Below are 25,367 nucleotides of genomic sequence, written 5' to 3'. Positions count from 1 at the left end.
GCGCCCGTGTTACCTCGAGGCCCAGTGGCACCGGTAGCGCCAGTAGCGCCCGTGTTACCTCGAGGCCCAGTGGCACCAGTAGCGCCTGCTGGTCCAGTAGGTCCGGTAGGTCCTTGAATGAACGAAGCAGAATTAACTAGAGCAGTTTGTAATGCTGCTATTAATTTAAGGAGCTCTTGAAGTGTGCAAGGGTCAATTCGGAATAATTTTGTAATGTATAGTAAATAGTTAATGAGATTTTGAAGCTCAATAAATACAGCGCTTGCTACAAAGGTTGGATTTCTTAATATAGTTATTAAGTTTTTAATAATAGCTAACCCTTGTGCTTTCAGGGAGGAAGTAGCGTCTAGTGAACAAATAAATTTACTCAGTAGGTTCAATGTATCGATTAGGTCTTCAATATTTTGGGGAGATGGATTTGCGAAAAGTTTTGGGATTATTTTTGTTAAATCAATAATAATCGCACGAAATGTTCTAAGTTGAGCTTTAGTAATTGGGATTGATGGAGTATTCGGGATTCGTCCGGCGCTACTTGGAAAGCATGGTTTGGAGAATTTGTTTTGATTGTCGTTATAACGAGACATTAAATCTCTCCTTTCTCACGAAAATGTGAACGAAACTCATCATAGTAGATGCAGAAATTAGTTAAATGGTCATAGTAAAATCGTTTGTTTAAAGAAAAAATAGAAAAAACGCCTTACAATAAGGCGTTTTTTCTATTTTCTGCGTATTGATAATATCGCTTTAAGGAAATTTTTGATTTGAATCCAGCGAGTTTTATAATTTCTGATTCAGGAGTTTCTTTTTTTATTAAGTTTAAAATATAGGTGTTACGAAAATGTTGTCCTGAAATTCCTTTACGTAAATTGGCTCTAGCCACTTCGAGGCGAATCATTTTTTGTATAGCAATTTCCGTTAATGCCTTTGGTGCATCATTTTCATATACCCACCTGTATGTTCCACGGTTAAAATCGAATGCGACAAATAATGGATCATCACTATGGTATTTAGGACGAACTGGTTCTGGGATGCTTTTGTAATAATTATATAGTTGTTTTTTGTCTTCTTTTGCTAATGTAATTGTTCTTTCTACACCTGCGGTTGCTGGGATTGATAATGTATTAGTTTCAAAGTGAACGTGATGCATTGTTAATGCTGTAAGTTCCTGTAAGGATAAACCGTAGTCAATCAATAGATTTAAAATAGCAATATTGCGATCCATTAATAAGGGGCGCACAGGAAGTTGTTTTTCTGAAAGTCCTTCTAATGAAGTGACTATATACTTTAACCTTTTTTCTTCATCAGGTGAAATGAAATCTTCGTTACGAAGTGTACGGTCTGGTTGAATAGATATTTCCATATTCTTCAATGGATTAGGAATGTTTAGAAAATGATGCATTCTATTTAGTACAATAAATACACGATGCATCGTTTTTTCTGAGTAATGTCGATTCGTTTTTAAATCGGAAAAGTAATCTTCGTAGTCTTTTGTACAAAGTGTAGCCCATATATTACTGGAAGGGAGCTTTTTGTTTTTTTCTAACCAATGTCCGAAGTCCTCAATGTCATAAACATAACGTTTAATAGTTGAGGGTTTTCGGCCTTTATTCAATAAAAAAATAGAAAAGGCTTGTATTGTATCATGGAATTCCGTTGTCTCCATAGTCCCACCACCTTAATTATTTCTTATATTATAGCAAACTTTTCTGAAAATAGGCATTTACAAGGGGGACAGGAATAATAATATTTGGTGAGTGGATAAAATGAGGTGATTGTATGGAACAATCGATGCGAAAGAAAAACAACAATCAAATTAATATTGTGTTAAACCATCGAAAGAAAATTTCTTTGCCAGCCGCAGAAAATAAAACGGTAATTTCAAATGAAACTGCAATTAAACATGAAATGCTGCAGAGAATTGAAGAAGAGATGGGGAAGCTTGTTGGGATGGAGGATATAAAAAAGATAATAAAAGAAATATATGCTTGGATTTATGTGAATAAAAAAAGACAAGAAAAGGGATTGAAGTCAGAGAAGCAAGTACTTCATATGCTGTTTAAAGGGAATCCAGGTACAGGGAAGACAACTGTTGCTAGAATGATAGGAAAATTGCTGTTTGAGATGAATATTCTATCGAAAGGCCACTTGGTTGAAGCTGAACGTGCTGATCTTGTAGGAGAGTACATCGGCCATACAGCCCAAAAAACAAGAGATTTAATAAAAAAAGCAATGGGAGGTATTTTGTTTATTGATGAGGCGTATTCTTTAGCTCGAGGAGGAGAGAAGGACTTTGGAAAAGAAGCAATTGATACGCTTGTAAAACATATGGAAGATAAACAACATGGTTTTGTATTGATTTTAGCTGGATATTCAAGAGAGATGAATCACTTTCTTTCATTAAATCCAGGGCTTCAATCTCGTTTTCCATTTATTATTGAGTTTGCGGATTACTCGGTAAATCAGCTATTGGAAATTGGGAAGAGAATGTATGAAGATCGTGAATATCAGTTATCAAAAGAAGCTGAATGGAAATTTAGGGATCATTTACATGCGGTGAAGTATTCGTCGCAAATTACATCGTTTAGTAATGGGCGATATGTACGGAATATTGTTGAAAAATCAATTCGTACACAGGCGATGCGGTTGTTGCAAGAAGATGCGTATGATAAAAATGATTTAATTGGAATATCGAGTGTGGATTTGATGCTCGAAGAGGAGACGCACAGTACATAAACTGTGCGTCAATTTTTGTGTATAAGTTCGTTTACTCTTTTTTTGCTTTTTCTTGGTGTGTTTTATGGAAGTGTTCCATTTTAGCGCTCTTTTCGTGTGCTGAATTAGGATCGTGTCCAAATTGATTTACTGAGCTTTTTTGAGCTCCTTTATTAACGTGGTTTGTCATTTGTATTCACCTCACTTTAAAAATTAGTATAAACATTATATAAAGAAAAAATCGTTAGAAAAGAAAAACCTCTTTACGATATGTAAAGAGGTTAGATTGCTATTTATGCATTGAACGTTCTTTCGTTTCGATACGTCTGTGCGGTAAATGCCATTTGTAATGAATAGAAACCATGCGGAAGCAAACAATTAAAATGAATAGAATGTAAAGAGCCCAATCGCTAACAATAATTTGAGCTCCAATTAAGAAACCTGCTAAAATTGTCCAAAAGGCATATACTTCAGCTCGAAGAACGAGAGGTTTTCTGCGGGCTAAAAGATCGCGAATGATACCGCCGCCGATACCAGTTAAAACAGCTGCTACAATTGTGGCGCTAATTGGTAAATTTAATTTTTGGGCATATAATGCTCCTTGTACAGCAAATGCCGATAAGCCGATAGCGTCAGTGATATTTTCCCACTTTTTCCAATGTCTAATTAACTTATTTGGAAAAAGAAAAATAATAGTCATTGATAAAAGTGCGATTTGGAATAACATGTCTTGTTGCCAAAACGCGACAATCGGATAACCGATTAATAAATTACGAAGGGCACCTCCCCCAAATGCGGTTGCCATTCCTAAAATATACACCCCGAAAATATCATAATCCTCTTCCATTGCAACAATGGCTCCGCTTAGTGCGAAAGCGATTGTGCCTATGATGCTAAAAATCTCCCATGCCATGAATTTTCTCCCCCGCTAACTAGATGAAATGTGCTTCCTCTGCTATTATATTAGAAGGTTTAAATTTCGAAAAGGATGAGTGAACATATTTGATGGAAGAAAAAGAAAAAGTCATATTAGTAGGCTGTCAATTGCCGCAAGATGATGATGAAAAATTTATGCATTCCATGAAAGAGCTTGCATCACTAGCTAAGACTGCGAGAGCGGAAGTGTTAGTTTCAACAACGCAAAAACGACCAAAGTTTCATCCGGTAACTTACATAGGTAAAGGGAAATTAGAAGAGCTTACAATGCTAACTGAAGAATTAGAGCCGGATGTTATTATATTTAATAATGAATTAACGCCGAGTCAAATTCGGAATTTATCCTCAGTATTAGATGCGAGAGTAATTGATCGAACGCAACTAATACTAGATATTTTTGCGCAACGTGCGAAGTCGAGGGAAGGTAAGCTTCAAGTAGAATTAGCTCAGTTGCAATATACAATGCCACGTCTTATGGGGCAAGGGTTGTCCTTATCACGTCTTGGTGGTGGTATTGGAACGAGAGGACCGGGTGAGACGAAACTTGAGACGGATCGTCGTCATATTCGATCGCGTATTGATGAAATAAAGAAACAACTTGCAGTTGTTGTGGAACATCGAAAAAGATATCGTGAGAGAAGAAAAGATAATAAAGTATTTCAAGTGTCATTAATAGGGTATACAAATGCAGGGAAATCGACACTGTTTAATAGATTAACGGAAGCTGATACGTTTGAAGAAAACCTTCTGTTTGCAACATTAGACCCAACGACAAGGAAGATGCCGTTACCTTCTGGTTATACAGTATTACTAACTGATACTGTTGGTTTTATACAAGATTTACCTACTTCATTAATCGCTGCTTTTCGTTCAACACTGGAAGAAGCGGGGGAAGCAGATGTCATTTTACATGTAGTTGATTCCGCGGATCCTAACTACATAGGGCATGAAAAAACAGTAAAAAGATTATTATCAGAACTTGAAATTAACCATATTCCTGTTATTACGTTATATAATAAAAAAGATGAATTACATCAAAACTTTATTCCGTTTCCGAAAAGTGATTTCTTAATGACTAGTGCTTTTGAAGAAAGTGATTTATTGCGTATAAAAGAAGCGATAGAAACGAAGATGAAGAAAGAAATGGATCGTTATCGAGTGGAAATCCCTCCGAGTGAAGGTAAGTTGTTAACGCTTTTAAAGACGGAAACTCTATTAGCAAAGATGGAGTTTCTAGAAGATAAATTTGTATATGATTGTGCAGGGTATATTTTTACTCATTCATCGCTTAATGTGCAATTAAAGAGATTTTTAGTGGAAGAAGGAGAAAATAAAAATGTTTGATCGTTTGAAAAATGGAGAAAAAATTGCTCCAATCGTAAAAGAAGTAGAGAGTCAGATTACAGAAGTACATAAACGTGCGGATGAAGTAATTGAAAGCAATCAGTTTCGTGTATTAGAAAGTTTTCGTAAACATAAAATTAGTGACTCGCATTTTATCCCGACAACAGGTTATGGTTATGATGATATTGGCCGTGATACGTTAGAAAAAGTGTATGCTGATGTATTTGGGGCGGAAGCTGGACTTGTTCGTCCGCAAATTATTTCAGGTACTCACGCTATCTCTACAGCGTTATTTGGTATTTTACGCCCGGGAGATGAGTTATTGTATATCACTGGGAAACCGTATGATACGTTAGAGGAAATTGTTGGTGTACGTGGGAAAGGTGTAGGTTCATTTAAAGAATATAATATCGGTTACAATGCAGTTCCGCTAACTGAAGCTGGGCTTGTTGATTTTGAGGCTGTTGCAGCAGCGATTCATAATAATACGAAAATGATCGGTATTCAGCGCTCGAAAGGTTATGCTACTCGTCCATCGTTTACTATTTCTCAAATTAAAGAGATGATCGCGTTTGTTAAAGAAATTAAACCTGATGTTGTTGTGTTTGTAGATAACTGTTATGGCGAGTTTATTGAAGAGCAAGAGCCATGTCATGTTGGTGCAGATTTAATGGCGGGTTCGCTTATTAAAAACCCGGGCGGCGGAATTGTTAAAACTGGTGGTTATATTGTCGGGAAAGAACAGTATGTTGAAGCGTGTGCATATCGTTTAACATCTCCGGGAATTGGCGCGGAAGCTGGAGCGTCTTTATACAGTCTGCAAGAAATGTATCAAGGGTTCTTCTTAGCGCCACATGTTGCAGGACAAGCGCTGAAAGGTGCAATTTTTACAGCTGCGTTTTTAGAAAAGTTAGGAATGAACACGTCACCAGCGTGGAATGCACCAAGAACAGACTTAATTCAATCTGTTCAATTTGATGATAAAGACCGTATGATTGCCTTCTGCCAAGCGATTCAATATGCATCTCCAATTAATTCGCATTTTACTCCGTATGCAAACTATATGCCAGGCTATGAAGATGATGTAATTATGGCTGCGGGAACATTTATTCAAGGTGCAAGTATTGAATTGTCTGCTGATGGTCCAATTCGTCCGCCTTATGTTGCTTACGTCCAAGGTGGGTTAACTTATTCACATGTGAAGATTGCGATTTGTTCTGCAATTGATGCATTAATTGAAAAAGAATTATTAACAATTTCTTAAGGGGAAGCTGTCGATTTCGGCAGCTTTTTTCGTATAAAAGTAATGATTTATGCGATTAGAAAAAAGAATGAAAAAATTCATAAAAAAAATTATAAAAAATCATGTAAGAAAAGCTAACATCTATTGACACTAAACATAACATAGTATAAAATGAGAAGCAGTTAAGGCGAAGGAGGAACTGAAAAATGAAAGAAGATAGACGTTCTGCCCCGCTGTTTCCTATTAGTATTGTTATGGATTTAACACAATTGTCTGCACGTCAAATTCGCTACTATGAAGAGCATAATCTTGTTTCTCCAACCCGTACAAAGGGGAATCGTAGATTATTTTCATTTAACGATGTAGATAAGTTGTTAGAAATTAAAGATTTGTTAGATCAAGGCTTGAATATGGCTGGTATTAAACAAGTGTTACTAATGAAAGAAAATCAAACAGAAGCAGTGAAAGTAAAAGAAGAAACGAAAGAAATTTCAAAAACTGAGCTTCGCAAAATACTTCGAGATGAACTACAACATACAGGTAGATTCAATCGAACTTCATTGCGACAAGGTGACATTTCAAGATTTTTTCACTAAAGATAACTGATTCTGAAGGCGATTAGAGGGACTAAGGAGGAATTTATAATGTCTAGATACACAAAAGAAGATATTTTCCGTTTGGCGAAAGAAGAGAATGTAAAGTATATCCGTTTACAATTTACGGACCTTTTAGGGGTAATTAAAAACGTAGAGATTCCAGTGAGACAATTAACGAAAGCTCTTGATAACAAAATGATGTTTGATGGATCTTCGATTGAAGGTTTCGTACGTATTGAAGAATCTGATATGTATTTATATCCTGATTTAGACACTTGGGTAATTTTCCCTTGGACAGCTGAAAAAGGTAAAGTAGCTCGACTAATCTGTGATATTTACAATGCAGATGGCACTCCATTTGATGGAGACCCACGTAACAACTTAAAACGTGTGTTAAAAGAAATGGAAGCTTTAGGATTTTCAGACTTCAATCTTGGACCAGAGCCAGAATTCTTCCTATTTAAGGTTGATGAAAAAGGAAATCCAACATTAGAACTAAACGATAACGGTGGATACTTCGACCTTGCGCCGATGGATCTAGGGGAAAACTGTCGTCGTGATATCGTTCTTGAACTTGAAGAAATGGGATTTGAAATTGAAGCATCTCACCATGAGGTTGCTCCAGGGCAGCACGAAATTGACTTTAAATATGCAAATGCAATTCGCTCATGTGATGACATTCAAACATTCAAACTTGTTGTAAAAACAATTGCTCGTAAACATGGTTTACACGCAACGTTTATGCCAAAACCACTATACGGTGTGAACGGTTCAGGTATGCACTGTAACTTATCATTATTTAAAAATGGTGAGAACGTATTCTTTGATGCAAACGGTGACTTACAATTAAGTGATGATGCTCGTCACTTCATCGCAGGTATTTTAAAACATGCACCAGCATTTACAGCGATAGCAAACCCAACTGTAAACTCATACAAACGTCTAGTGCCTGGATATGAAGCGCCTTGTTACGTAGCATGGTCTGCACAAAACCGTAGTCCGTTAGTACGTATCCCTGCATCTCGTGGTATTAGTACACGCGTAGAAGTACGTAGTGTTGACCCAGCTGCAAACCCATATTTAGTAATGGCTACATTATTAGCTGCAGGTCTTGATGGAATTAAAAACAAATTAACTCCACCAGCAGCAGTAGATCGTAACATCTATGTAATGACAAAAGAAGAGCGCGAAGAAGCAGGTATCGTTGACTTACCAGCAACATTAGCGCAAGCATTAGTTACATTACAATCTAATGAAGTAGTATGCGGTGCACTAGGAGAACACTTACTTGAGCACTTCATCGAAGCGAAAGAGATTGAGTGGGATATATTTAGAACACAAGTTCACCAATGGGAACGCGATCAATATATGTCTCTATACTAAGAGAGAGAAGCCTTGATACTACGGTATCAGGGCTTTTTTTAGGTTTTTTTAAGTGAAGTTATTGGATTGTTTTTGATTTCCTTGAATCATTTTACTAAGAAAATTTTTTCGATAGAATCGATCTTCTCTTTTTTTTAATTACTTGTGCTATAACTTAATAATTTTTTACTGCCTGTACGACGCGACCAATGATTTTTACGTCCTCATCTGCAAGGTTGTAAGTTTGTGGCTTGTGAATCGAATCATTACTCAATGGTATTAACGTAATGATACTTAGTTATAAAACAGTCTTATTCAGGGATTCGTCAGTTTATTTTCTAAATTTAGGCAATAAATATAGCTTAGTACCTTGCAATAAACAATACCAAATGGTATATTATGGATAAGATAGGTACTGTGCATTGAACAGTACTAAGATAGGAAAGGAGGATGGCACTTGAACGTTCAGTTTAAAAAAGGTGTGCTTGAACTTTGTGTATTAGCACTTGTAAAACGTAAAGATAGTTACGGTTATGAACTTGTTCAGCAAATTTCTAATAAATTTTTAATATCGGAAGGGTCAGTATACCCTTTATTACGTCGTTTGACGAAAGAAGGGTATTTTCAAACGTATTTAAAGGAATCTACGGAAGGGCCACCTCGTAAATATTATCAATTAACAGAGCAAGGGGAGACGCAATTTCATTTGTTAGTAACAGAATGGTGTGATTTTGCGAAAGGGGTACAAGAAATTATTGAAGGGGTGGAATGGGATGAGTAAAGAAGGGTTTCTTAAAGAATTATCAAGTTATCTTAGAAAGTTACCAGAGGAAGAGAGGCAAGATATTTTATTGGATTATGAAGAGCACTTTCAGTTTGGACTAGAAGAGGGGAAAACTGAATCAGAAATAATACAAGGCCTTGGTTCTCCGAAAGTAATAGCGAAAGAATTACTTGCGATGTATCGCTTCGATGAAATGAAAAAAAATCCATCGACTTCAAATGTGACAAGAGCTGTTATGGCAGCGATTGGACTTAGTTTGTTTAATTTTATTATTGTGTTAGGACCGTTAGTCGCAATTATTGCTTTTATATTTTCTTTTTGGATCGGTGGTATTGCTAGTGTAGTAACACCATTTTTCGTTATTGGAAAAGTATTTATGGGTACTTTTATATGGTTGGATCTTTTCGTTAGTATAACGTTTGTTGGAGTAGGTTTATTGTTATGTATTATCGCTTTTTATAGTACAAAGTGGTTTAAGAGATTGTGTGTACGATATGTAATATGGAACTTCAAAATGATAAAAGGAGAGTAAATGATGAAAAAACTATTTTTAATCGCTATTGCTTGTATCATTATTGGAGTAATAGGAATTTCCCAAACATATGAAAAAGCAGTACAAACTGCTAAAAAAGGCGATAAAGAAAATGTAATTAAAAACGAAACATTAAAAAATATAGAAGTTAAGTTAGATGCCGGGGATATTATTGTCCAAAAATCTCCTGACTCTTCTTTTTATATCAAGCAATCAGGAGATGTACGTAAACAAGAGATTCGTATCGCAGAAGATGGTGACACATTAAAAGTTATTGGGGAAAGAGAAAAAGGTGCTTCATTTGATTTTTCTTTTTACGATTTTAGGTTTCAAACGTCTAAATTGACTCTCCTTGTGCCCGAACGCTCTTACCAAGATGTAAAAGTAAATTCATCTGCTGGACAAATCGAAATGAGTGATGTGAAAAGTGATAGCGTAAGTGTTAGAACACTTGCTGGAGAAGTAGAGTTGAAACAAATAACGGCTAAGAATGTGGAGGGATCGACAAAAGCTGGTGAGGTGAATTTTAAGAAGGTATTAGGGAAAGTGACCGCAAAAACAACAAGTGGGGAAATAAATATTCAAGATCATGATTCTAAGTATAATCTAGAAGCAAGTTCAACTGCGGGAGATATAGATATTACTTTATCGGAAAAACCACAAGATGCGGTAATTACTGGGCAAAGTGCTGCCGGAGATGTAACGATTTTTAATGAAGAAAATAAAAACGTAACAATTGGAAATGGTAGTAAAAAGATTAGTGGTAAAACGGCTGCTGGAGATGTGACGATTAAAACTCGTTAATAAGAAATAGAATGCATGGAAATCTATCAAAATACAAAAAAGAAGATAATTACCGTATATAAATAAGGTAATTATCTTCTTTTTATTATTTTTTAATGTAAATCACGATATACGCCAATTACTTTCCCGATAACTGACACTTGTTTTAAAATGATAGGTTCTAATGAAGAATTTTCTGGTTGTAAACGGAAATGGTCTTTTTCTTTATAGAAACGTTTAACAGTTGCTTCATTATCTTCTGTTAAAGCGACTACAATTTCACCATTATATGCAGACTGTTGTTGGCGAACAACAACTAAATCTCCATCGAAAATACCAGCTTCAATCATACTATCTCCAGAAATACGTAACATGAACACTTGGTCTGCTCCAGCAACAATACTAGCTGGAAGTGGGAAATGTTCCTCTACGCTTTCGACCGCTGTAATTGGTAAACCAGCAGTAACTTTTCCGACAATTGGAACTTGAATAACAGATTGTGTTTCCGTATCCATTCGGTCTTCACCTAAAATTTCAATGGCACGTGGTTTTGTTGGATCGCGTCGAATGTATCCTTTTTCTTCTAATCGTGATAAATGTCCGTGCACTGTAGAACTAGAAGCGAGGCCGACTGCTTGACCAATTTCACGTACGGAAGGTGGATATCCTTTTTCTTGTACTTTTAGCTTAATAAAGTCGAGAATGTCTTGCTGGCGTTTCGTTAACTTTTCCATGTTTTCTAACACCTCGTTTTCTTTCATTTTTCTTATTAATAAGTATAACATGTGAAAAAACATTCTACAAACATAAGTTCGAACAAATGGCGGATTTATGTTACACTATAGGGAAATAATAGGGAGAAAGAGGGGTTCAAAATGAATGCAATTATTTATGCACGTGTGAGTACAACGAAAGAAGCGCAAGAAACATCATTATTACGTCAAAAAGATGAATTATTGCATTTAGCTGAGCGCTATCAAATGAATGTTACTAAGGTAATTGAAGAGCAGGCTAGTGGATATACAATTGAACGTGACGGTATATTAGAGGTGTTGGATACAATTCGAGACGAACAAATTGATGTGTTACTTATACAAGATGAAACGCGTCTTGGTAGAGGAAATGCGAAGATCGCGTTAATGCATTGTTTACATAAAGAAGGCATAAAAGTATATACGCATACACATAACGGTGAATTACAATTGTCGGATTCTGATTCGATGGTATTAGATATTATTGGTATTGTTGAAGAATATCAAAGAAAGATTCATAATATGAAAATTAAACGAGGTATGCAACGTGCAGTAGAAAAAGGTTATCGTCCAGAAAAAAATTTAAAAAATCGTCATTTAAGTGTAGGAAGAGAGAAAAAAGAAGTGCCAATTGAGGAAATTGTACGTTTGCGAAAAAGTGAACTCACGTTTGAAGAAATTGCAGCAACATTACGTGGATTTGGTCATAATGTTTCAAAGGCGACTGTACATCGTAGATATGTAGAGTATACGAAGCAATTGCTTGATAAAGAAGAGTAACTATTGTATGATAATAATCAGTTTTGATTAGAAGGGGGATTCGAGATGATTAATCACGAACTCGTTGAACGCATTAACTTCTTAGCGAAAAAAGCAAAAGCTGAAGGTTTAACTGAAGAAGAGCAACGTGAGCGTCAATCGCTACGTGAACAATATTTAAAAGGATTTCGTCAAAATATGTTAAACGAACTTAAAGGTATTAAAGTTGTTAACGAAGAAGGTACAGATGTTACACCGACGAAATTAAAAGCTTTAAAAAAGCAAGATAATGCAAAATTAAATTAAAAGATGGGCGAAGCCCATCTTTTTTATTTGTAAAAATCGTTATTTAATAACTTTCCAGTTGTTATTAACTGTTGCTTCTATCGTTTTATGTTCCAATATATAATTAGCGATAAGTTCAGACATATCTGTGGGTATATCTTTTACTACTGGTTTGTTTTGAAACATAAAGAAATTTCCCCCGCCACTTGCACGATAATTATTCATTACAACGTCATATTCTTCATTCATATTAAGAGGAGCACTGTTATGCTGTAAAGATTCTACTCTTTCACCAATTGGTTTTGAAATGTTTAATACGTATGAAATCCCTTCCCACATATCATAATTATAATGTTGTGGCTTTGGTTCTATGTAGGTAGGACTTACGGTGATTGATCCATCTGTTTTTAATGTGAAATAAGAAGCAGAGAGTTCAAGAGCATTTTTTATATCTGCTCCAGTTATTTTAATTACTTTTAATGTGTTTGGATAAATATAATTAGAAACGATATCACGCATTGTTACATGTTCCGGGAAACCTGGAGATGTATTATGGAACAAACTTGTACAAGAAATTGATACATTAGCTATATTCATCTGTATTTTATTTATGAATTCTATAAAAGGATGATCATGCAAACGAGTTTGCATAGCATCTGAAATTTGCATGTCCCCTTGAATGATTCCAATAGGTTGATCAAGCCACTTTTGTGTTTTCTTTTCGTAATCGGCTACCAATGAAAGTACATCTTGGTCCGCCTCAAATCCTTGTACAGATAATAATTCAGAAGAACTCTCTTTTTTCACCCATTTATGTTTCGTTTTTTCGAATGTTACTTTTACTTTTCCAACTGAGTGTCCATTGCATCCGGTCTGTAAAATTGTTACACCGTTAGCCATTGTGTGAGAAATTTCCCGGTGTTGGTGGCCTGTTAATAAGATATCTATGCCTTCAATTTCATGGCACATTGCATATCCTTGGTTTTCTCCTGTTAACACTTCAGTCGGTACCCCGGTTTGTAAATCTCGTTCAACTCCCCCGTGATACGCTACGACTAGTAAATCTGGTTTCTCATGTTCGCGAATATAAGAAACCCATTCTTTTGTAGTCTTTAATGCATCTTCAAATAGTAAATCTTTAATGTGATGGGACTGTTCCCAATTTGGTATGTAATGTGTTGTTACCCCTAAAATAGCAATTTTTATATTGGATTCAATCTGTTTGATTATATAAGGTTTTCCGAAATAAGGTTTCTTTATGTTTTTATCTAAAATGTTTGCTGATAGGTACGGGAAGTTCGCAGTAGTCACAGCATTATTTAATATATCCATCCCGTAATTAAATTCATGATTGCCGATAATTGCAGCGTCATACTGTAAGTAATTCGCTAATAAGGACATTGGGTTTTTTTTGTTTTTTTCGTATGTAACATAATGATAAGTAAATGGTGTTCCTTGAATAAAGTCGCCATTATCAATTAAAAGAACGTTTGTATTTTGGGAACGTTCTTTTTTTATAAGAGTAGAAATTTTAGCTAAACCAAGTTCTGCTGGGGAGTTATCTTGGTAGTGAATAGGATAAACAGTGCCATGTATATCGCTTGTTAATAAGATGTTTAAAGTTACAGTTTGATTTTGTTCCAATATGACTCACCTTTTCTATTGTTATCTTCCAATTCATCATATCAAATATGTGAAGAGAATTTTAATGTGAGTGTATAGAATGTGTAAAGATTCTGTAAATAATCAATTATTTGTAAAAATATGTGATATATTTCTTCATGTTTATGAAAGGTTATTTTATAACAATGAAAAATGGAGGCATTAATATGTTGAAAAAAGTTTTTGCAATGAGCACAACAGTTGTACTAGCAGCGGGATTATTAAGTGGCTGTGGAACGAAGGAATCAAGCGCAAGTAAAAATGAAGATACGAAAAAAGGGTATGTACCGAAGACTTTAAATGTTCAATTTGTTCCTTCTCAAAATGCAGATACGTTAGAGGCGAAGGCAAAACCGCTTGAGAAGCTATTAAGTGATAAGTTAAATATTCCAGTAAAAGTTAGTATTTCAACGAACTACAATACAATTGTAGAAGCGATGGCATCTAAACAAGTAGATGTAGGATTTTTACCGCCGACAGCGTACGTATTAGCACATGAAAAGAAGGCTGCAAATGTAATTTTACAAGCACAACGTTTTGGAGTAGAGGATGAAACAGGAGCCCCTACAAAAGATTTAGTAGATTATTATAAATCTGAGTTTGTTGTTAAGAAAGATTCAAATATTAATAGTGTAAAAGATTTAAAAGGTAAAAAAATTGGCTATCAAGATGTAACGTCATCAGCGGGATATGTGTGGCCTGCAGCTGTTCTATTAAAAGAGGGAATTGATCCGTTAAAAGATGTGAAACCTGTTACATTAAAAGGTCACGATCAGTCGCTTATTGCTCTTTTAAATGGTGACGTAGATGCGGCTGTTGTATTCCAAGATGCTCGTAATATTGTAAAAAAAGATTATCCGAATATATTTGATCAAACGAAAATAGTGAAATTTACTGAGAAAATTCCGAACGATACAATTTCTGTACGATCTGATTTAGATGCAGAGTGGAGCAAGAAATTACAAGATGCTTTCATTGAAATTGGAAAGAATGAGGAAGGCCGTAAAATCATTAAAGAAGTATATTCACATGAAGGATATGTTAAATCTGATGATAGTAAATTTGATATCGTTCGTGAATATGGGAAGAAAGTAAAAACGCAATAATACATATGGAAATGGCAGCTAGCTGAAAGGGGATGTTTTCAGTTAGTTTGCCGTTTTGAATACATAGAAGGTAGGTAAGATGTGTGATAGAGTTTCGAAATGTCTCCAAAGTGTATCCAAACGGTACAAAAGGATTGAATAATATAAACTTGAAAATTCAAAAAGGTGAGTTTGTTGTAATGGTAGGGCTGTCTGGAGCTGGAAAATCTACACTTCTCAGATCCGTAAATCGTCTTCATGAGATTACCGAAGGAGAAATCATTATTGAAGGTGAGTCTATTACTGCTGCGAAAGGAAAAGGATTAAGGCGTATGCGCCGGGATATCGGTATGATCTTCCAAAGTTTTAACCTTGTAAAGCGATCAACAGTATTAAAAAATGTATTAGCTGGTCGTGTTGGATATCATTCCACATTACGTACAACGTTAGGTTTGTTTCCGAAAGAAGATGTGGAGCTCGCATTTCAAGCGTTAAAAAGAGTGAATATTTTAGAAAAAGCATATGCACGTGCTGATGAATTATCAGGAGGACAACAGCAACGTGTATCAATAGCTAGAGCATTGGCACAAGAAGCAAAAATCATATTGGCAGATGAGCCTGTTGCATCGTTAGATCCACTTACGACAAAGCAAGTATTAAATGATTTGAAAAAAATCAATGAAGATTTTGGAATTACAACAATTGTGAATTTGCATTCTATTGATTTAGCTAGGCAATATGCGACACGTATTATTGGATTACATGCAGGAGAAATTGTTTTTGATGGTTCAGTAGAAGAGGCGACAGATGAAAAATTTGCTGAAATTTATGGAGATGTAGCACAGAAAAATGAATTGTTAGAGGTGGCAGTTAAATGAGTGACGTAACGATATATTCGAAATCGATACCGAAGCCGCCGAGTAAGTTGAAACATATGTTAACGTTTATTTTAGTTATTTTAATGCTGTGGAGTAGTAGTGTACAAGTAGATGCATCATTTTCAAAACTGGTAGACGGTTTTCCCAATATGGTAGATCTATTGAAAGAGATGGTGCCACCTGATTGGAGTTATTTTCAAGTTATTACAACAGCGATGTTAGATACAATACGTATGGCGATTATTGGGACGACCTTAGGAGCGATTTTAGCTATTCCACTTGCACTGTTTGCAGCAAGTAATGTGTTTACTAACACATTTTTATACAGTCTAGCTCGAATGATTTTAAATTTGATACGAACGATACCAGATTTATTATTAGCGACAATTTTCGTAGCGATTTTTGGAATTGGGCCACTTCCAGGTATTTTGGCTCTTACTTTTTTTTCAATTGGACTTGTAGCGAAATTGTTGTATGAGTCAATTGAATCAATTGATCCAGGTCCGTTAGAGGCGATGACAGCGGTAGGAGCTAATAAGGTGCAATGGATTGTTTATGGGGTAATTCCGCAAGTGAAAGCACATTTTGTCTCCTATGTTCTTTATACATTTGAGGTGAACGTACGTGCAGCAGCTGTTTTAGGTTTAGTAGGAGCAGGTGGTATTGGACTATATTATGATCGTACACTTGGATTTTTACAATATAAACAAACTGCTTCTATAATTATTTATACCCTTATTGTTGTTTTGTTAATTGACTACATTAGTACATTGTTACGGGAGAAACTATAATGAATAGAACGACGATGATTGTGCCAAAACCGAAGAAACCGAGTATATATCGCTGGATTATTTTAATAGCACTTACAGTTGTATATGTATGGGCCTTTTCAGGAGTACCATTAGAAGGGATAAAGGACACAGCAGGTGAAATCACGAAAGCAATTATGACAGGGATATTAAATCCAGACTGGTCGTATGTATCTTTGCCAGATGGTGAAGATTTATTACATGGATTAATTGATACGTTGGCAATTACGATATTAGGTACATTTATTTCTGCATTTTTATCTGTTCCGTTTGCCTTTTGGGCGGCAACGAATATGAGTATTGGAAAATTAACTTCAGGATCTGGGAAATTTGTGCTTAGTTTTGTTCGTACGTTTCCTGAATTAGTTATGGCTCTTTTATTTATAAAAGCTGTTGGTCCAGGCTCTTTTGCAGGAGTATTAGCCTTAGGATTACATTCTATTGGAATGTTAGGAAAACTATATTCAGAAGGAATTGAAAACATAGATAAAGGACCGACGGAAGCGTTACTAGCAACAGGAGCAAACCGTTTTCAAATACTTTGGTATGCGGTGTTACCACAAGTGTTACCAGATTTTCTATCGTATACGTTATACAGATTTGAAATTAATGTACGATCCGCTGCGATTTTAGGGGTTATCGGAGCAGGAGGGATTGGTACACCTTTAATTTTTGCGCTGAGTTCACGGAATTGGTCTCGTGTTGGTATTATTTTATTAGGTATTATTTTAATGGTAATTATAATTGATTTGATTTCAAGCTCGATTCGGAAACGGATTGTTTAACTTATTTGAAAAGCATCGAAGTTAGATGCTTTTTGTGTTTTTAAAAACGTATTAAAAAAAGTAAGTATAGAAGAAATTTGTATAAATATACAGATAATTCCCTTTGTTTTTAAAATAAAAATAATGAAAAAGTATGTCATATTGAATGCCCATACATTCCCGGGAACATTGATTTTTTTATAAAAAACCAAAAAAATATCAACATATTTGTCGATACATGTTGTATAATCTTGCGTGGGAAGCTATCATATAAATGTATAAAACGTTTACTAATATAAGCGAAGGGAAGAATAGCATGTCACATTCAATCGAACAACTTTCTATCAACACGATTCGCACATTATCCATCGATGCGATTGAAAAAGCAAACTCTGGTCACCCAGGAATGCCAATGGGTGCAGCACCAATGGCTTATACATTATGGACTCAATTTATGAAACACAATCCAAATAACCCAACGTGGTTTAACCGTGATCGTTTCGTATTATCTGCAGGTCATGGTTCAATGTTATTATACAGCCTACTTCACCTATCTGGTTATGATGTAACAATGGATGACTTAAAGAACTTCCGTCAATGGGGAAGCAAAACTCCAGGACATCCTGAGTACGGTCATACAGCTGGTGTAGATGCAACGACTGGTCCACTTGGACAAGGTATTGCAACTGCTGTAGGTATGGCAATGGCTGAAAGACATTTAGCTGCTAAATATAACCGTGATGCGTATAGTGTAGTAGATCATTATACATACGCTATTTGTGGTGATGGAGATTTAATGGAGGGCGTTTCTGCTGAAGCATCTTCATTAGCTGCTCATTTACAATTAGGTCGTCTTGTTGTGCTTTATGATTCAAACGATATTTCATTAGATGGCGATTTAAATCGTTCATTCTCTGAAAGTGTAGAAGATCGTTACAAAGCATACGGATGGCAAGTAATCCGTGTTGAGGATGGAAACGATATTGAAGCAATCGCGAAAGCAATTGAAGAAGCGAAAGCTGACGAAAAACGCCCAACGCTAATTGAAGTAAGAACGACAATTGGTTTCGGTTCTCCAAACAAATCAGGAAAATCAGCTTCACATGGTTCTCCACTTGGTGTAGAAGAAACGAAATTAACGAAAGAAGCATATGCTTGGACTGCTGAGCAAGACTTCCACGTAGCAGAAGAAGTATATGACAACTTCCGTAAAACAGTACAAGATGTTGGTGAAACTGCGCAAGCTGAGTGGAACACGATGCTAGGTGAATATGCACAAGCATACCCAGAATTAGCAAACGAATTCCAAGCAGCAATGAACGGTCAACTTCCAGAAGGTTGGGAGCAAAACCTACCAACTTATGAATTAGGATCAAAAGCAGCAACTCGTAATTCTTCTGGTGCTGTAATTAATGCAATTGCAGAGTCTGTACCATCATTCTTCGGTGGATCTGCTGACCTTGCTGGTTCTAACAAAACATACATGAATAACGAAAAAGACTTTACAAGAGATGATTACAGCGGTAAAAACATTTGGTACGGTGTACGTGAGTTCGCAATGGGTGCAGCAATGAACGGTATTGCACTACATGGTGGTTTAAAAACTTACGGTGGTACGTTCTTCGTATTCTCTGATTACTTACGTCCAGCAATTCGCCTTGCAGCATTAATGCAATTGCCAGTAACGTATGTATTCACACATGACAGTATCGCTGTTGGTGAAGATGGTCCAACACATGAACCAATCGAGCAATTAGCAGCGCTTCGTGCAATGCCAAACGTTTCTGTTATCCGTCCTGCTGATGGTAACGAATCTGTTGCAGCTTGGAGACTTGCTTTAGAATCTACAAACAAACCAACTGCTTTAGTATTAACTCGTCAAGACCTTCCAACATTAGAAGGTGCAAAAGATGATACGTATGAAAAAGTAGCAAAAGGTGCATATGTAGTTTCTGCAAGCAAGAAAGAAACGGCTGATGTAATCTTACTTGCAACTGGATCTGAAGTAAGCCTAGCTGTTGAAGCTCAAAAAGCATTAGCAGTAGACGGCGTTGACGCAGCTGTTGTCAGCATGCCATCTATGGATCGCTTCGAAGCTCAAACTGCAGAGTACAAAGAATCTGTATTACCAAAAGCAGTAACAAAACGTTTCGCAATCGAAATGGGTGCTACATTCGGATGGCACCGTTACGTAGGTCTTGAAGGAGATGTGTTAGGTATCGATACATTCGGTGCTTCTGCTCCTGGTGAGAAGATTATGGAAGAGTATGGATTTACTGTAGAGAACGTTGTTCGTAAAGTAAAAGAAATGCTTTAATGATTTCAGAAAAATCTCTCCGGCATGGAGAGGTTTTTCTATGTAAATGAGTTTTTTCGACAGAAAAAGTTTTTTATCTCTCCGCAGTCAGACAATCATTGCAAATTTTCTTATATATAATGAAGAGAAAAGGTTGTCCAGATTGGGAGTGGAAAAATGAAAACGTATGAATTGTATTTAATTCAAGAGGATATTGCGAAAGCTTATTTTGGTCGTGAATATTTGTTTTTTGATTTATTTGCTCGATTTTCAGAATCTGGGTCCCTTTCGGAGAAAAAAGTGTTATATAAGCAAATGATGTATATAACGATGCCATTGCAAGTAATGAAAATTCATCATAAATTAGAACAAGCTTTGCGCGTTCTTGGTAAATATGATAGAACACATCATACACATACACTTTATACGGGAGCGGAGTACGGCGAAATAATGGTGAAACCGCACTATATTCGTATGAATACCTCTGGAAATGTCTCTATGGAAACAACATTCTTTGAGGTGTTAAGAAAGTGTGAATTAACATTTTTAGCTATGGATTATGAAAATACAAAGTACGGATGGCTGAATCCTCTAAAACAAGTACGAACATATGTGTAAAAAATGTCGAATTGTATCTTGTCTTATTGAAAAGGTTTTAGTACACTGTAAGGTAGACAACATGAAGGAGGAAAATATATGCCAATTTGGTTAGGTATTCTAGTGGGCGTAGTAGCACTAGTAGCAGGCGTGGCGTTAGGATTTTTCATTGCCCGCAAATATATGATGAATTACTTACAAAAAAATCCACCAATTAACGAACAAATGTTAAAAATGATGATGATGCAAATGGGACAAAAACCTTCCCAAAAGAAAATCAATCAAATGATGAGCGCAATGAACAAGCAACAAATGAAATAAGCGCTAAAAGACACTCGCTAAGAGTGTCTTTCTTTTTGTTAGTTATAGTTTTTAAAACTTTTAAAAATTCTGTATTTTTGGTAAACTGAAAACATCGCTCATTTTAAGGGAGGAGGAAAAAAATGAAAGTGTTTATGAATTTAGCGTGGTTTTTTAAACAAGAAAAACGAGCGTACATAACTGGAATTATTTTATTGTTTGGCGTTGCACTTTTAGAACTTGTAGCACCAAAAGTAATTGGAATCGTTGTAGATGAAATTAATGATGGAACATTGACGACCGATAAGTTACTAAAATGGGTTGTACTATTAGTAATTGTAGGCATTACGATGTACATATTACGTTACATATGGCGTATTATGATTTTCGGGTCTTCATTAAAATTAGCTCGCCAATTACGAAAAAATTTATATGAACATTTTACAAAGATGAGTCCATCTTTCTATCAGTCAAATCGAACAGGTGATTTAATGGCACATGCGACCAATGATATTCAAGCGATCCAGCAAACTGCTGGAGCAGGTGTTTTGACGCTTGTTGACTCATTAGCTGTCGGAGGATGTGTACTCGTAGCGATGGGTTTTACAATTAGCTGGAAGTTAACATTATTAAGTTTAATTCCAATGCCGATTGTAGCTATTTCGACAAATTATTATGGAACTTTATTACATAAAAGGTTTCATAAAGCACAGCAATCGTTTTCGGAAATCAATGATAAAGTGCAAGAGAGTATGAGTGGAATGAAAGTGATTCGCTCGCTTGGACAAGAGAAAGAAGATTTGCAGGCGTTTCGAAGAAAATCAGAAGATGTTGTACATAAAAATGTGTTAGTTGCACGTATTGATTCGTTATTTGATCCGACAATCTCTCTTATCGTTGGATTTTCTTTTTTAATCGCAGTATGTTATGGATCGGTATTAGTTGTAAGAGGTGAATTAACAGTAGGTGATCTCGTTACATTTACGACATATTTAGGTACCCTCGTTTGGCCAATGTTAGCGTTTGGATGGTTATTCAATATTATGGAGCGTGGGCGTGCTTCATATGACCGTGTAGAAAAAATTCTTTCACAAAAATCAGATGTAGTAAATAGCGAAAATGCTGTACAGACAATAGCGAGCGGTAATGTTTCGTTTGCCGTTGATTCATTTTCGTATAAGAAAAATGAATTGTTACATTTAAACGATATTCACTTTGATTTGAAGAAGGGCGAAACGCTAGGAGTTGTAGGACGTACAGGCGCAGGGAAAACAACTTTATTAAAATGTTTAATCCGTGAGTATGATCATTTTAATGGTGAATTAAAAATTGGGGAGCGAGATATTCGAGATATAACACTTCATGGTGTCCGTTCTGCCATTTCATACGTGCCGCAAGATCATTTTTTATTCTCAGCAAGTATTGGTGAGAATATTGCCTTTGGAAAGGCGGATGCTACATATAATGAAATTACCCAAGCTGCAGAGATTGCTTGTATTCATAATGACATCCTCCAATTTTCAGAAGGATATGAAACAGTAGTAGGGGAAAGAGGTGTTTCGTTATCTGGTGGTCAAAAACAGCGAATCTCTATTGCTCGTGCTTTATTAACAAATGCTGAAATTTTAATTTTGGATGATTGTTTATCAGCAGTAGATGCAAAAACAGAAGAGACGATTTTAAGTGCCTTAAAGAGGGAAAGAGCAGGGAAAACGACGATTATTACTGCACACCGATTAAGTGCAATTCAGCATGCCAATCTAATTCTTGTTGTTGATGAAGGTAGAATTGTACAAAGAGGTACACATGAGGAATTAATGAAGGAAAACGGCTGGTATAAGGAAATGTATGAAAGCCAGCAATTAGAAGCTTTAGTCGAGAAAGGAGGCGTATGATGGTAGAGAAGAAGCGAAGTGATTTAAGTAGATTGCTTTCCTATATGAAGCCATATAAAGGGTTGCTATCTTTAGCATTTATCTTTTTAGTTGGTGCGACAGTAACGGAAATGATGGGTCCTTTTTTAATTAAACAATTCCTCGATGAACACCTAGTACCGCGGGATTTTGAACGATCAGCGCTCGTTACTTTATTTGTAATTTACATAGTTGCTCATTTATTAAAAGTATTATTTACGTATTTAAATCTATTGTACTTTCAGAACATTGCTTTTAAGATTGTTCAAGATATGCGAGTTGAAGTATATGAACATGTTCAAAAGCTGTCATTAAGTTTCTTTGATCGTACGCCGATTGGTACACTTGTATCGCGTATAACAAATGATACGGAAGCGATTAAAGATTTTTATGTTAGTGTATTATCAACATTTGTGAAAAATGTAGTCTTTTTAGTAGGTATTTTAGTAGCGATGTTTTTATTAGATGTAAAATTAGCGCTATTTTCTCTCGTATTAATTCCGATAATGTTTGCGATTATGGTATTATATCGCCGGAAAAGTGCAGCTTTTTATTTAGAAGTACGTAATCAACTAAGCGTGTTAAATGCAAAGTTGAACGAGTCCATACAAGGAATGAATATTGTTCAAGTGTTCAGACAAGAAAAACGTATGAGAAAAGAGTTTGAAGAAGTGAATAATAAACATTATAGTGCAGGGCGACGTACTTTGAAGTTAGACGCATTACTTTTACGACCAGCTACGGATTTAGTGCATATTGTAGCTATTGCGTTAGTACTAGGTTTATTTGGGATTGATGCTTTAAAGAGCCCTGTTGAAGTAGGAGTTTTATATGCTTTTGTTAACTATATACATCGTTTCTTCCAACCTGTAAATGAGATGATGATGAAATTGTCCTTTTTCCAACAGGCACTTGTTTCGTCATCACGTGTATTTCATTTAATGGACGAGAAAGATTTAGCACCGGTTCAAAAAGGCAATGAGAATCCTCAAGTTGTGGATGGGGATATTGAATTTAAAAATGTTACTTTTTCATATGATGGAAAGCGTGACGTTTTAAAAAATGTATCATTTCACGTGAAACAAGGGCAAACGGTTGCTTTTGTTGGGCATACTGGTAGCGGAAAAAGTACGATTATGAATTTGTTAATGCGATTTTATAATATTAAGTCAGGAAATATTGTAATAGACGGTGTAGATTTAGAAAAATTTGAAGAACGAGAAATTAGAAAGAAAATAGGACTCGTATTGCAAGATGCATTTTTATTTGCTGGAAATGTAAAGCAAAATATTCGTATGTATAATGAAGAAATTACGGATGAAGAAGTAAAAGAAGCTGCTCGATTTGTGCAAGCAAATACGTTTATTGAAAAGTTACCAAAACAGTATGAAACAGAAGTAGTAGAAAGAGGTGCAGCATTTTCAAGCGGTCAACGACAATTAATTGCTTTTGCTAGAACGATAGCAACGAATCCGAAAGTATTAGTATTAGATGAAGCAACAGCTAATATCGATACAGAAACAGAAGAGGCTATTCAAACAGCGTTGCAACAAATGCGAAAAGGTAGAACGACGATAGCCATTGCGCATAGGTTATCTACAATTCAAGATGCAGATCAAATTTTTGTGATGCATGATGGAGAGATAGTAGAAAGAGGAACACATCAAGAATTACTAAGTGAGCAAGGTTTGTATTATAATATGTACTTGCTACAAAATAAAGTGAGTTTGCAAAAGGCCTTGTAATACAAGGTCTTTTTTATTTTGTATACAACATATGTTTACTCTTTGTTTCTATAGCATAAATGTTGTGTCCTCTTATGAAACTTGTACATATTGTATGTATACGAAGTAAAAAAATTGATAGGAGATTTTATATGCAAAACAGATCAAGTTCAAATGTTACGTTTATTGATGTGTCTCATTGGGAAGGGAATATTGATTGGAATGCAGTGAAGGCATCTGGAGTTCCAGCAGCGTATGCAAAAGCGACAGAAGGTGTAAACTACATTGATCCTACTTTTACTAAGAATGTACAAGCAGCACGAAATGCGAATGTATTAATTGGTGCATACCATTTTGCACGCCCAGAACAAAATGATGCAATTTCAGAGGCGAAATATTTTGTGGGTATATTACAAAATAACCAGACAGACTTAATGCCAGTTCTGGATTTAGAATCACCAACAGATCCGAGCAACAGTAATTTAACTGGTAACGCTATATCGAATTGGGCAAGAAGCTTCATAAATTATGTGAAACAGGCTACTGGAAAAGATGTAATGTTATATACAGGAGTTTGGTATATTAATGAGTTCGGAATTAGCGGATTAAGTGATATACCGCTTTGGATTGCTAAATACTCGAGTACACCGCCTGCTGATGCTGGTGGATGGACAGCGTGGACAGCGTGGCAGTACACAGATTCTGGACAAATTTCAGGCGTAGGAAATTGTGATGTATCAGCTGCAGTTTCATTAGAAGCTTTAAAAGGGAATGGAGCAAGTGGTGGAGGGAATGTTTCCCCGCCTAATAATGCAACTCCAGTGTACGGGGTTGCTATAATTAATGGAGATAATGTGAATTTGAGAAGTGGACCATCTTTACAGTCTAGTGTAATTCGCCAATTGAATCGTGGCGAAACATATGAAGTTTGGGGAGAACAAGATGGATGGCTTTGTTTAGGGACAAATCAGTGGGTATATAATGATCCGAGTTATATTCAGTATAAACATTATGTGGCGACTATTACTGGTGATAATGTAAATTTGCGTGATGCTCCATCATTAAATGGAAATGTTATAAGACAGTTACATCAGGGTGAATCGTATCGAGTGTGGAGTAAGCAAGATGGATGGCTTTGCTTAGGGACAAATCAATGGATATACTACGATCCGAGTTATATTCAGTATGGTGTACAATAGAGTGAAAATAAAAGGTGCCCCGTCAGAGGTGCCTTTTATTAAAAATATACAA

26 protein-coding genes and 1 pseudogene are annotated in these 25,367 nt (G+C 35.8%); 20 read left to right on the top strand and 7 right to left on the bottom strand.

Translation table 11 applies throughout. From position 1 onward, the window contains the following. Both ES895_RS18585 and ES895_RS18580 read right to left on the bottom strand, forming a co-directional pair. On the bottom strand, positions 1-584 hold a 584-nt coding region (locus ES895_RS18585; RefSeq protein ID WP_135238550.1), incomplete at its 3' end, for a collagen-like protein. Between the two features lie 113 nt (positions 585-697). Further along, a complete protein-coding gene (locus ES895_RS18580; RefSeq protein WP_000450319.1) occupies positions 698-1,663 on the bottom strand; it encodes a tyrosine-type recombinase/integrase in 966 nt (321 codons plus the stop codon). A gap of 113 nt (positions 1,664-1,776) precedes the next feature. On the opposite strand from ES895_RS18580, the gene spoVK reads away from it, so the two are divergent. After that, positions 1,777-2,733 (top strand): stage V sporulation protein K, encoded by a 957-nt coding sequence (gene spoVK, locus ES895_RS18575; RefSeq protein ID WP_000438176.1) that lies wholly within the window; start codon positions 1,777-1,779, stop codon positions 2,731-2,733. Positions 2,734-2,764: 31 nt separating this feature from the next. On the opposite strand, the gene ES895_RS29335 is transcribed toward spoVK, so the two are convergent. Continuing rightward, a complete protein-coding gene (locus ES895_RS29335) occupies positions 2,765-2,902 on the bottom strand; it encodes a hypothetical protein (RefSeq protein WP_000181501.1) in 138 nt (45 codons plus the stop codon). Positions 2,903-3,001: 99 nt separating this feature from the next. Beyond that, positions 3,002-3,625 (bottom strand): trimeric intracellular cation channel family protein, encoded by a 624-nt coding sequence (locus tag ES895_RS18570; protein WP_000312267.1) that lies wholly within the window; start codon positions 3,623-3,625, stop codon positions 3,002-3,004. A gap of 92 nt (positions 3,626-3,717) precedes the next feature. On the opposite strand from ES895_RS18570, the gene hflX reads away from it, so the two are divergent. The 4 genes from hflX to glnA all read left to right on the top strand — a co-directional run bounded on the left by hflX (position 3,718) and on the right by glnA (position 8,214). Beyond that, positions 3,718-4,992, top strand: a complete 1,275-nt coding sequence (hflX, locus tag ES895_RS18565; RefSeq protein WP_135238551.1) for a GTPase HflX — start codon at positions 3,718-3,720, stop codon at positions 4,990-4,992. Then, positions 4,985-6,256, top strand: a complete 1,272-nt coding sequence (locus ES895_RS18560) for a methionine gamma-lyase family protein (protein WP_000460289.1) — start codon at positions 4,985-4,987, stop codon at positions 6,254-6,256. Before hflX ends, ES895_RS18560 begins: the two co-directional genes overlap by 8 nt. Before the next feature lie 185 nt (positions 6,257-6,441). Continuing rightward, a complete protein-coding gene (gene glnR / locus ES895_RS18555; RefSeq protein WP_001978453.1) occupies positions 6,442-6,831 on the top strand; it encodes a transcriptional repressor GlnR in 390 nt (129 codons plus the stop codon). A 48-nt stretch (positions 6,832-6,879) separates the two neighbouring features. Continuing rightward, a complete protein-coding gene (gene glnA / locus ES895_RS18550) occupies positions 6,880-8,214 on the top strand; it encodes a type I glutamate--ammonia ligase (RefSeq protein WP_000092763.1) in 1,335 nt (444 codons plus the stop codon). Between the two features lie 154 nt (positions 8,215-8,368). Here glnA and ES895_RS18545 read toward each other — a convergent pair. Next, positions 8,369-8,488, bottom strand: a pseudogene (locus ES895_RS18545) (LexA family protein); the annotation flags it as partial. Positions 8,489-8,650: 162 nt separating this feature from the next. On the opposite strand from ES895_RS18545, the gene ES895_RS18540 reads away from it, so the two are divergent. Genes ES895_RS18540 through ES895_RS18530 form a run of 3 tightly spaced genes read left to right on the top strand, consistent with a single transcriptional unit; the run spans position 8,651 to position 10,313 of the window. Beyond that, a complete protein-coding gene (locus ES895_RS18540; protein WP_001102627.1) occupies positions 8,651-8,974 on the top strand; it encodes a PadR family transcriptional regulator in 324 nt (107 codons plus the stop codon). Further along, complete coding sequence (locus tag ES895_RS18535) at positions 8,967-9,509, top strand: DUF1700 domain-containing protein (RefSeq protein WP_000031383.1); 543 nt, start codon at positions 8,967-8,969, stop codon at positions 9,507-9,509. The genes ES895_RS18540 and ES895_RS18535 overlap by 8 nt, the downstream gene beginning before the upstream one ends. Beyond that, a complete protein-coding gene (locus tag ES895_RS18530) occupies positions 9,510-10,313 on the top strand; it encodes a DUF4097 family beta strand repeat-containing protein (protein WP_000976240.1) in 804 nt (267 codons plus the stop codon). Between the two features lie 92 nt (positions 10,314-10,405). Here the strand turns inward: ES895_RS18530 and lexA are convergent, their stop codons facing one another. Further along, positions 10,406-11,026, bottom strand: a complete 621-nt coding sequence (gene lexA, locus ES895_RS18525; RefSeq protein ID WP_000413738.1) for a transcriptional repressor LexA — start codon at positions 11,024-11,026, stop codon at positions 10,406-10,408. A gap of 141 nt (positions 11,027-11,167) precedes the next feature. Between lexA and ES895_RS18520 the strand changes: the two genes are divergently transcribed. Together ES895_RS18520 and ES895_RS18515 are read left to right on the top strand one after the other, a co-directional pair. After that, entirely contained in the window at positions 11,168-11,824 is a 657-nt protein-coding gene (locus ES895_RS18520) for a YneB family resolvase-like protein (protein ID WP_000991472.1), read from the top strand. Between the two features lie 45 nt (positions 11,825-11,869). After that, positions 11,870-12,109 (top strand): DUF896 domain-containing protein, encoded by a 240-nt coding sequence (locus ES895_RS18515; RefSeq protein ID WP_000607015.1) that lies wholly within the window; start codon positions 11,870-11,872, stop codon positions 12,107-12,109. Between the two features lie 39 nt (positions 12,110-12,148). On the opposite strand, the gene ES895_RS18510 is transcribed toward ES895_RS18515, so the two are convergent. Next, entirely contained in the window at positions 12,149-13,732 is a 1,584-nt protein-coding gene (locus ES895_RS18510) for a bifunctional metallophosphatase/5'-nucleotidase (RefSeq protein WP_000437447.1), read from the bottom strand. 185 nt (positions 13,733-13,917) lie between these two features. On the opposite strand from ES895_RS18510, the gene ES895_RS18505 reads away from it, so the two are divergent. The 10 genes from ES895_RS18505 (at position 13,918) to ES895_RS18455 (ending at position 25,315) form a co-directional block, all read left to right on the top strand. After that, complete coding sequence (locus ES895_RS18505; RefSeq protein ID WP_000915064.1) at positions 13,918-14,856, top strand: phosphate/phosphite/phosphonate ABC transporter substrate-binding protein; 939 nt, start codon at positions 13,918-13,920, stop codon at positions 14,854-14,856. An 83-nt stretch (positions 14,857-14,939) separates the two neighbouring features. After that, positions 14,940-15,713, top strand: a complete 774-nt coding sequence (gene phnC, locus ES895_RS18500; RefSeq protein ID WP_000569247.1) for a phosphonate ABC transporter ATP-binding protein — start codon at positions 14,940-14,942, stop codon at positions 15,711-15,713. Then, a complete protein-coding gene (gene phnE / locus ES895_RS18495; RefSeq protein WP_088065844.1) occupies positions 15,710-16,504 on the top strand; it encodes a phosphonate ABC transporter, permease protein PhnE in 795 nt (264 codons plus the stop codon). The genes phnC and phnE (ES895_RS18495) overlap by 4 nt, the downstream gene beginning before the upstream one ends. After that, positions 16,504-17,307 (top strand): phosphonate ABC transporter, permease protein PhnE, encoded by an 804-nt coding sequence (phnE, locus tag ES895_RS18490; protein ID WP_098348357.1) that lies wholly within the window; start codon positions 16,504-16,506, stop codon positions 17,305-17,307. The genes phnE (ES895_RS18495) and phnE (ES895_RS18490) overlap by 1 nt, the downstream gene beginning before the upstream one ends. Before the next feature lie 295 nt (positions 17,308-17,602). Further along, entirely contained in the window at positions 17,603-19,603 is a 2,001-nt protein-coding gene (gene tkt / locus ES895_RS18480) for a transketolase (RefSeq protein WP_000019782.1), read from the top strand. Positions 19,604-19,759: 156 nt separating this feature from the next. Further along, positions 19,760-20,200, top strand: coding sequence for a sporulation inhibitor of replication protein SirA (sirA, locus tag ES895_RS18475; protein ID WP_000860645.1), 441 nt, complete (start codon positions 19,760-19,762; stop codon positions 20,198-20,200). Between the two features lie 78 nt (positions 20,201-20,278). Continuing rightward, entirely contained in the window at positions 20,279-20,500 is a 222-nt protein-coding gene (locus ES895_RS18470; RefSeq protein WP_001123317.1) for a YneF family protein, read from the top strand. Between the two features lie 122 nt (positions 20,501-20,622). After that, positions 20,623-22,374 (top strand): ABC transporter ATP-binding protein, encoded by a 1,752-nt coding sequence (locus ES895_RS18465; RefSeq protein WP_000862459.1) that lies wholly within the window; start codon positions 20,623-20,625, stop codon positions 22,372-22,374. Beyond that, entirely contained in the window at positions 22,374-24,137 is a 1,764-nt protein-coding gene (locus tag ES895_RS18460; RefSeq protein WP_000229522.1) for an ABC transporter ATP-binding protein, read from the top strand. Before ES895_RS18465 ends, ES895_RS18460 begins: the two co-directional genes overlap by 1 nt. 131 nt (positions 24,138-24,268) lie before the next feature. Then, the gene (locus ES895_RS18455; protein ID WP_001181406.1) at positions 24,269-25,315 is read left to right on the top strand and encodes a GH25 family lysozyme; all 1,047 of its coding nucleotides are present in this window, start codon (positions 24,269-24,271) and stop codon (positions 25,313-25,315) included. The last annotated feature ends 52 nt before the right edge of the window (positions 25,316-25,367 follow it).

Origin of the sequence: Bacillus sp. 007/AIA-02/001, assembly GCF_004634455.1 — a bacterium.
Lineage (GTDB): Bacteria > Bacillota > Bacilli > Bacillales > Bacillaceae_G > Bacillus_A > Bacillus_A cereus.
This window is presented reverse-complemented; position numbering and strand designations above follow the sequence as displayed.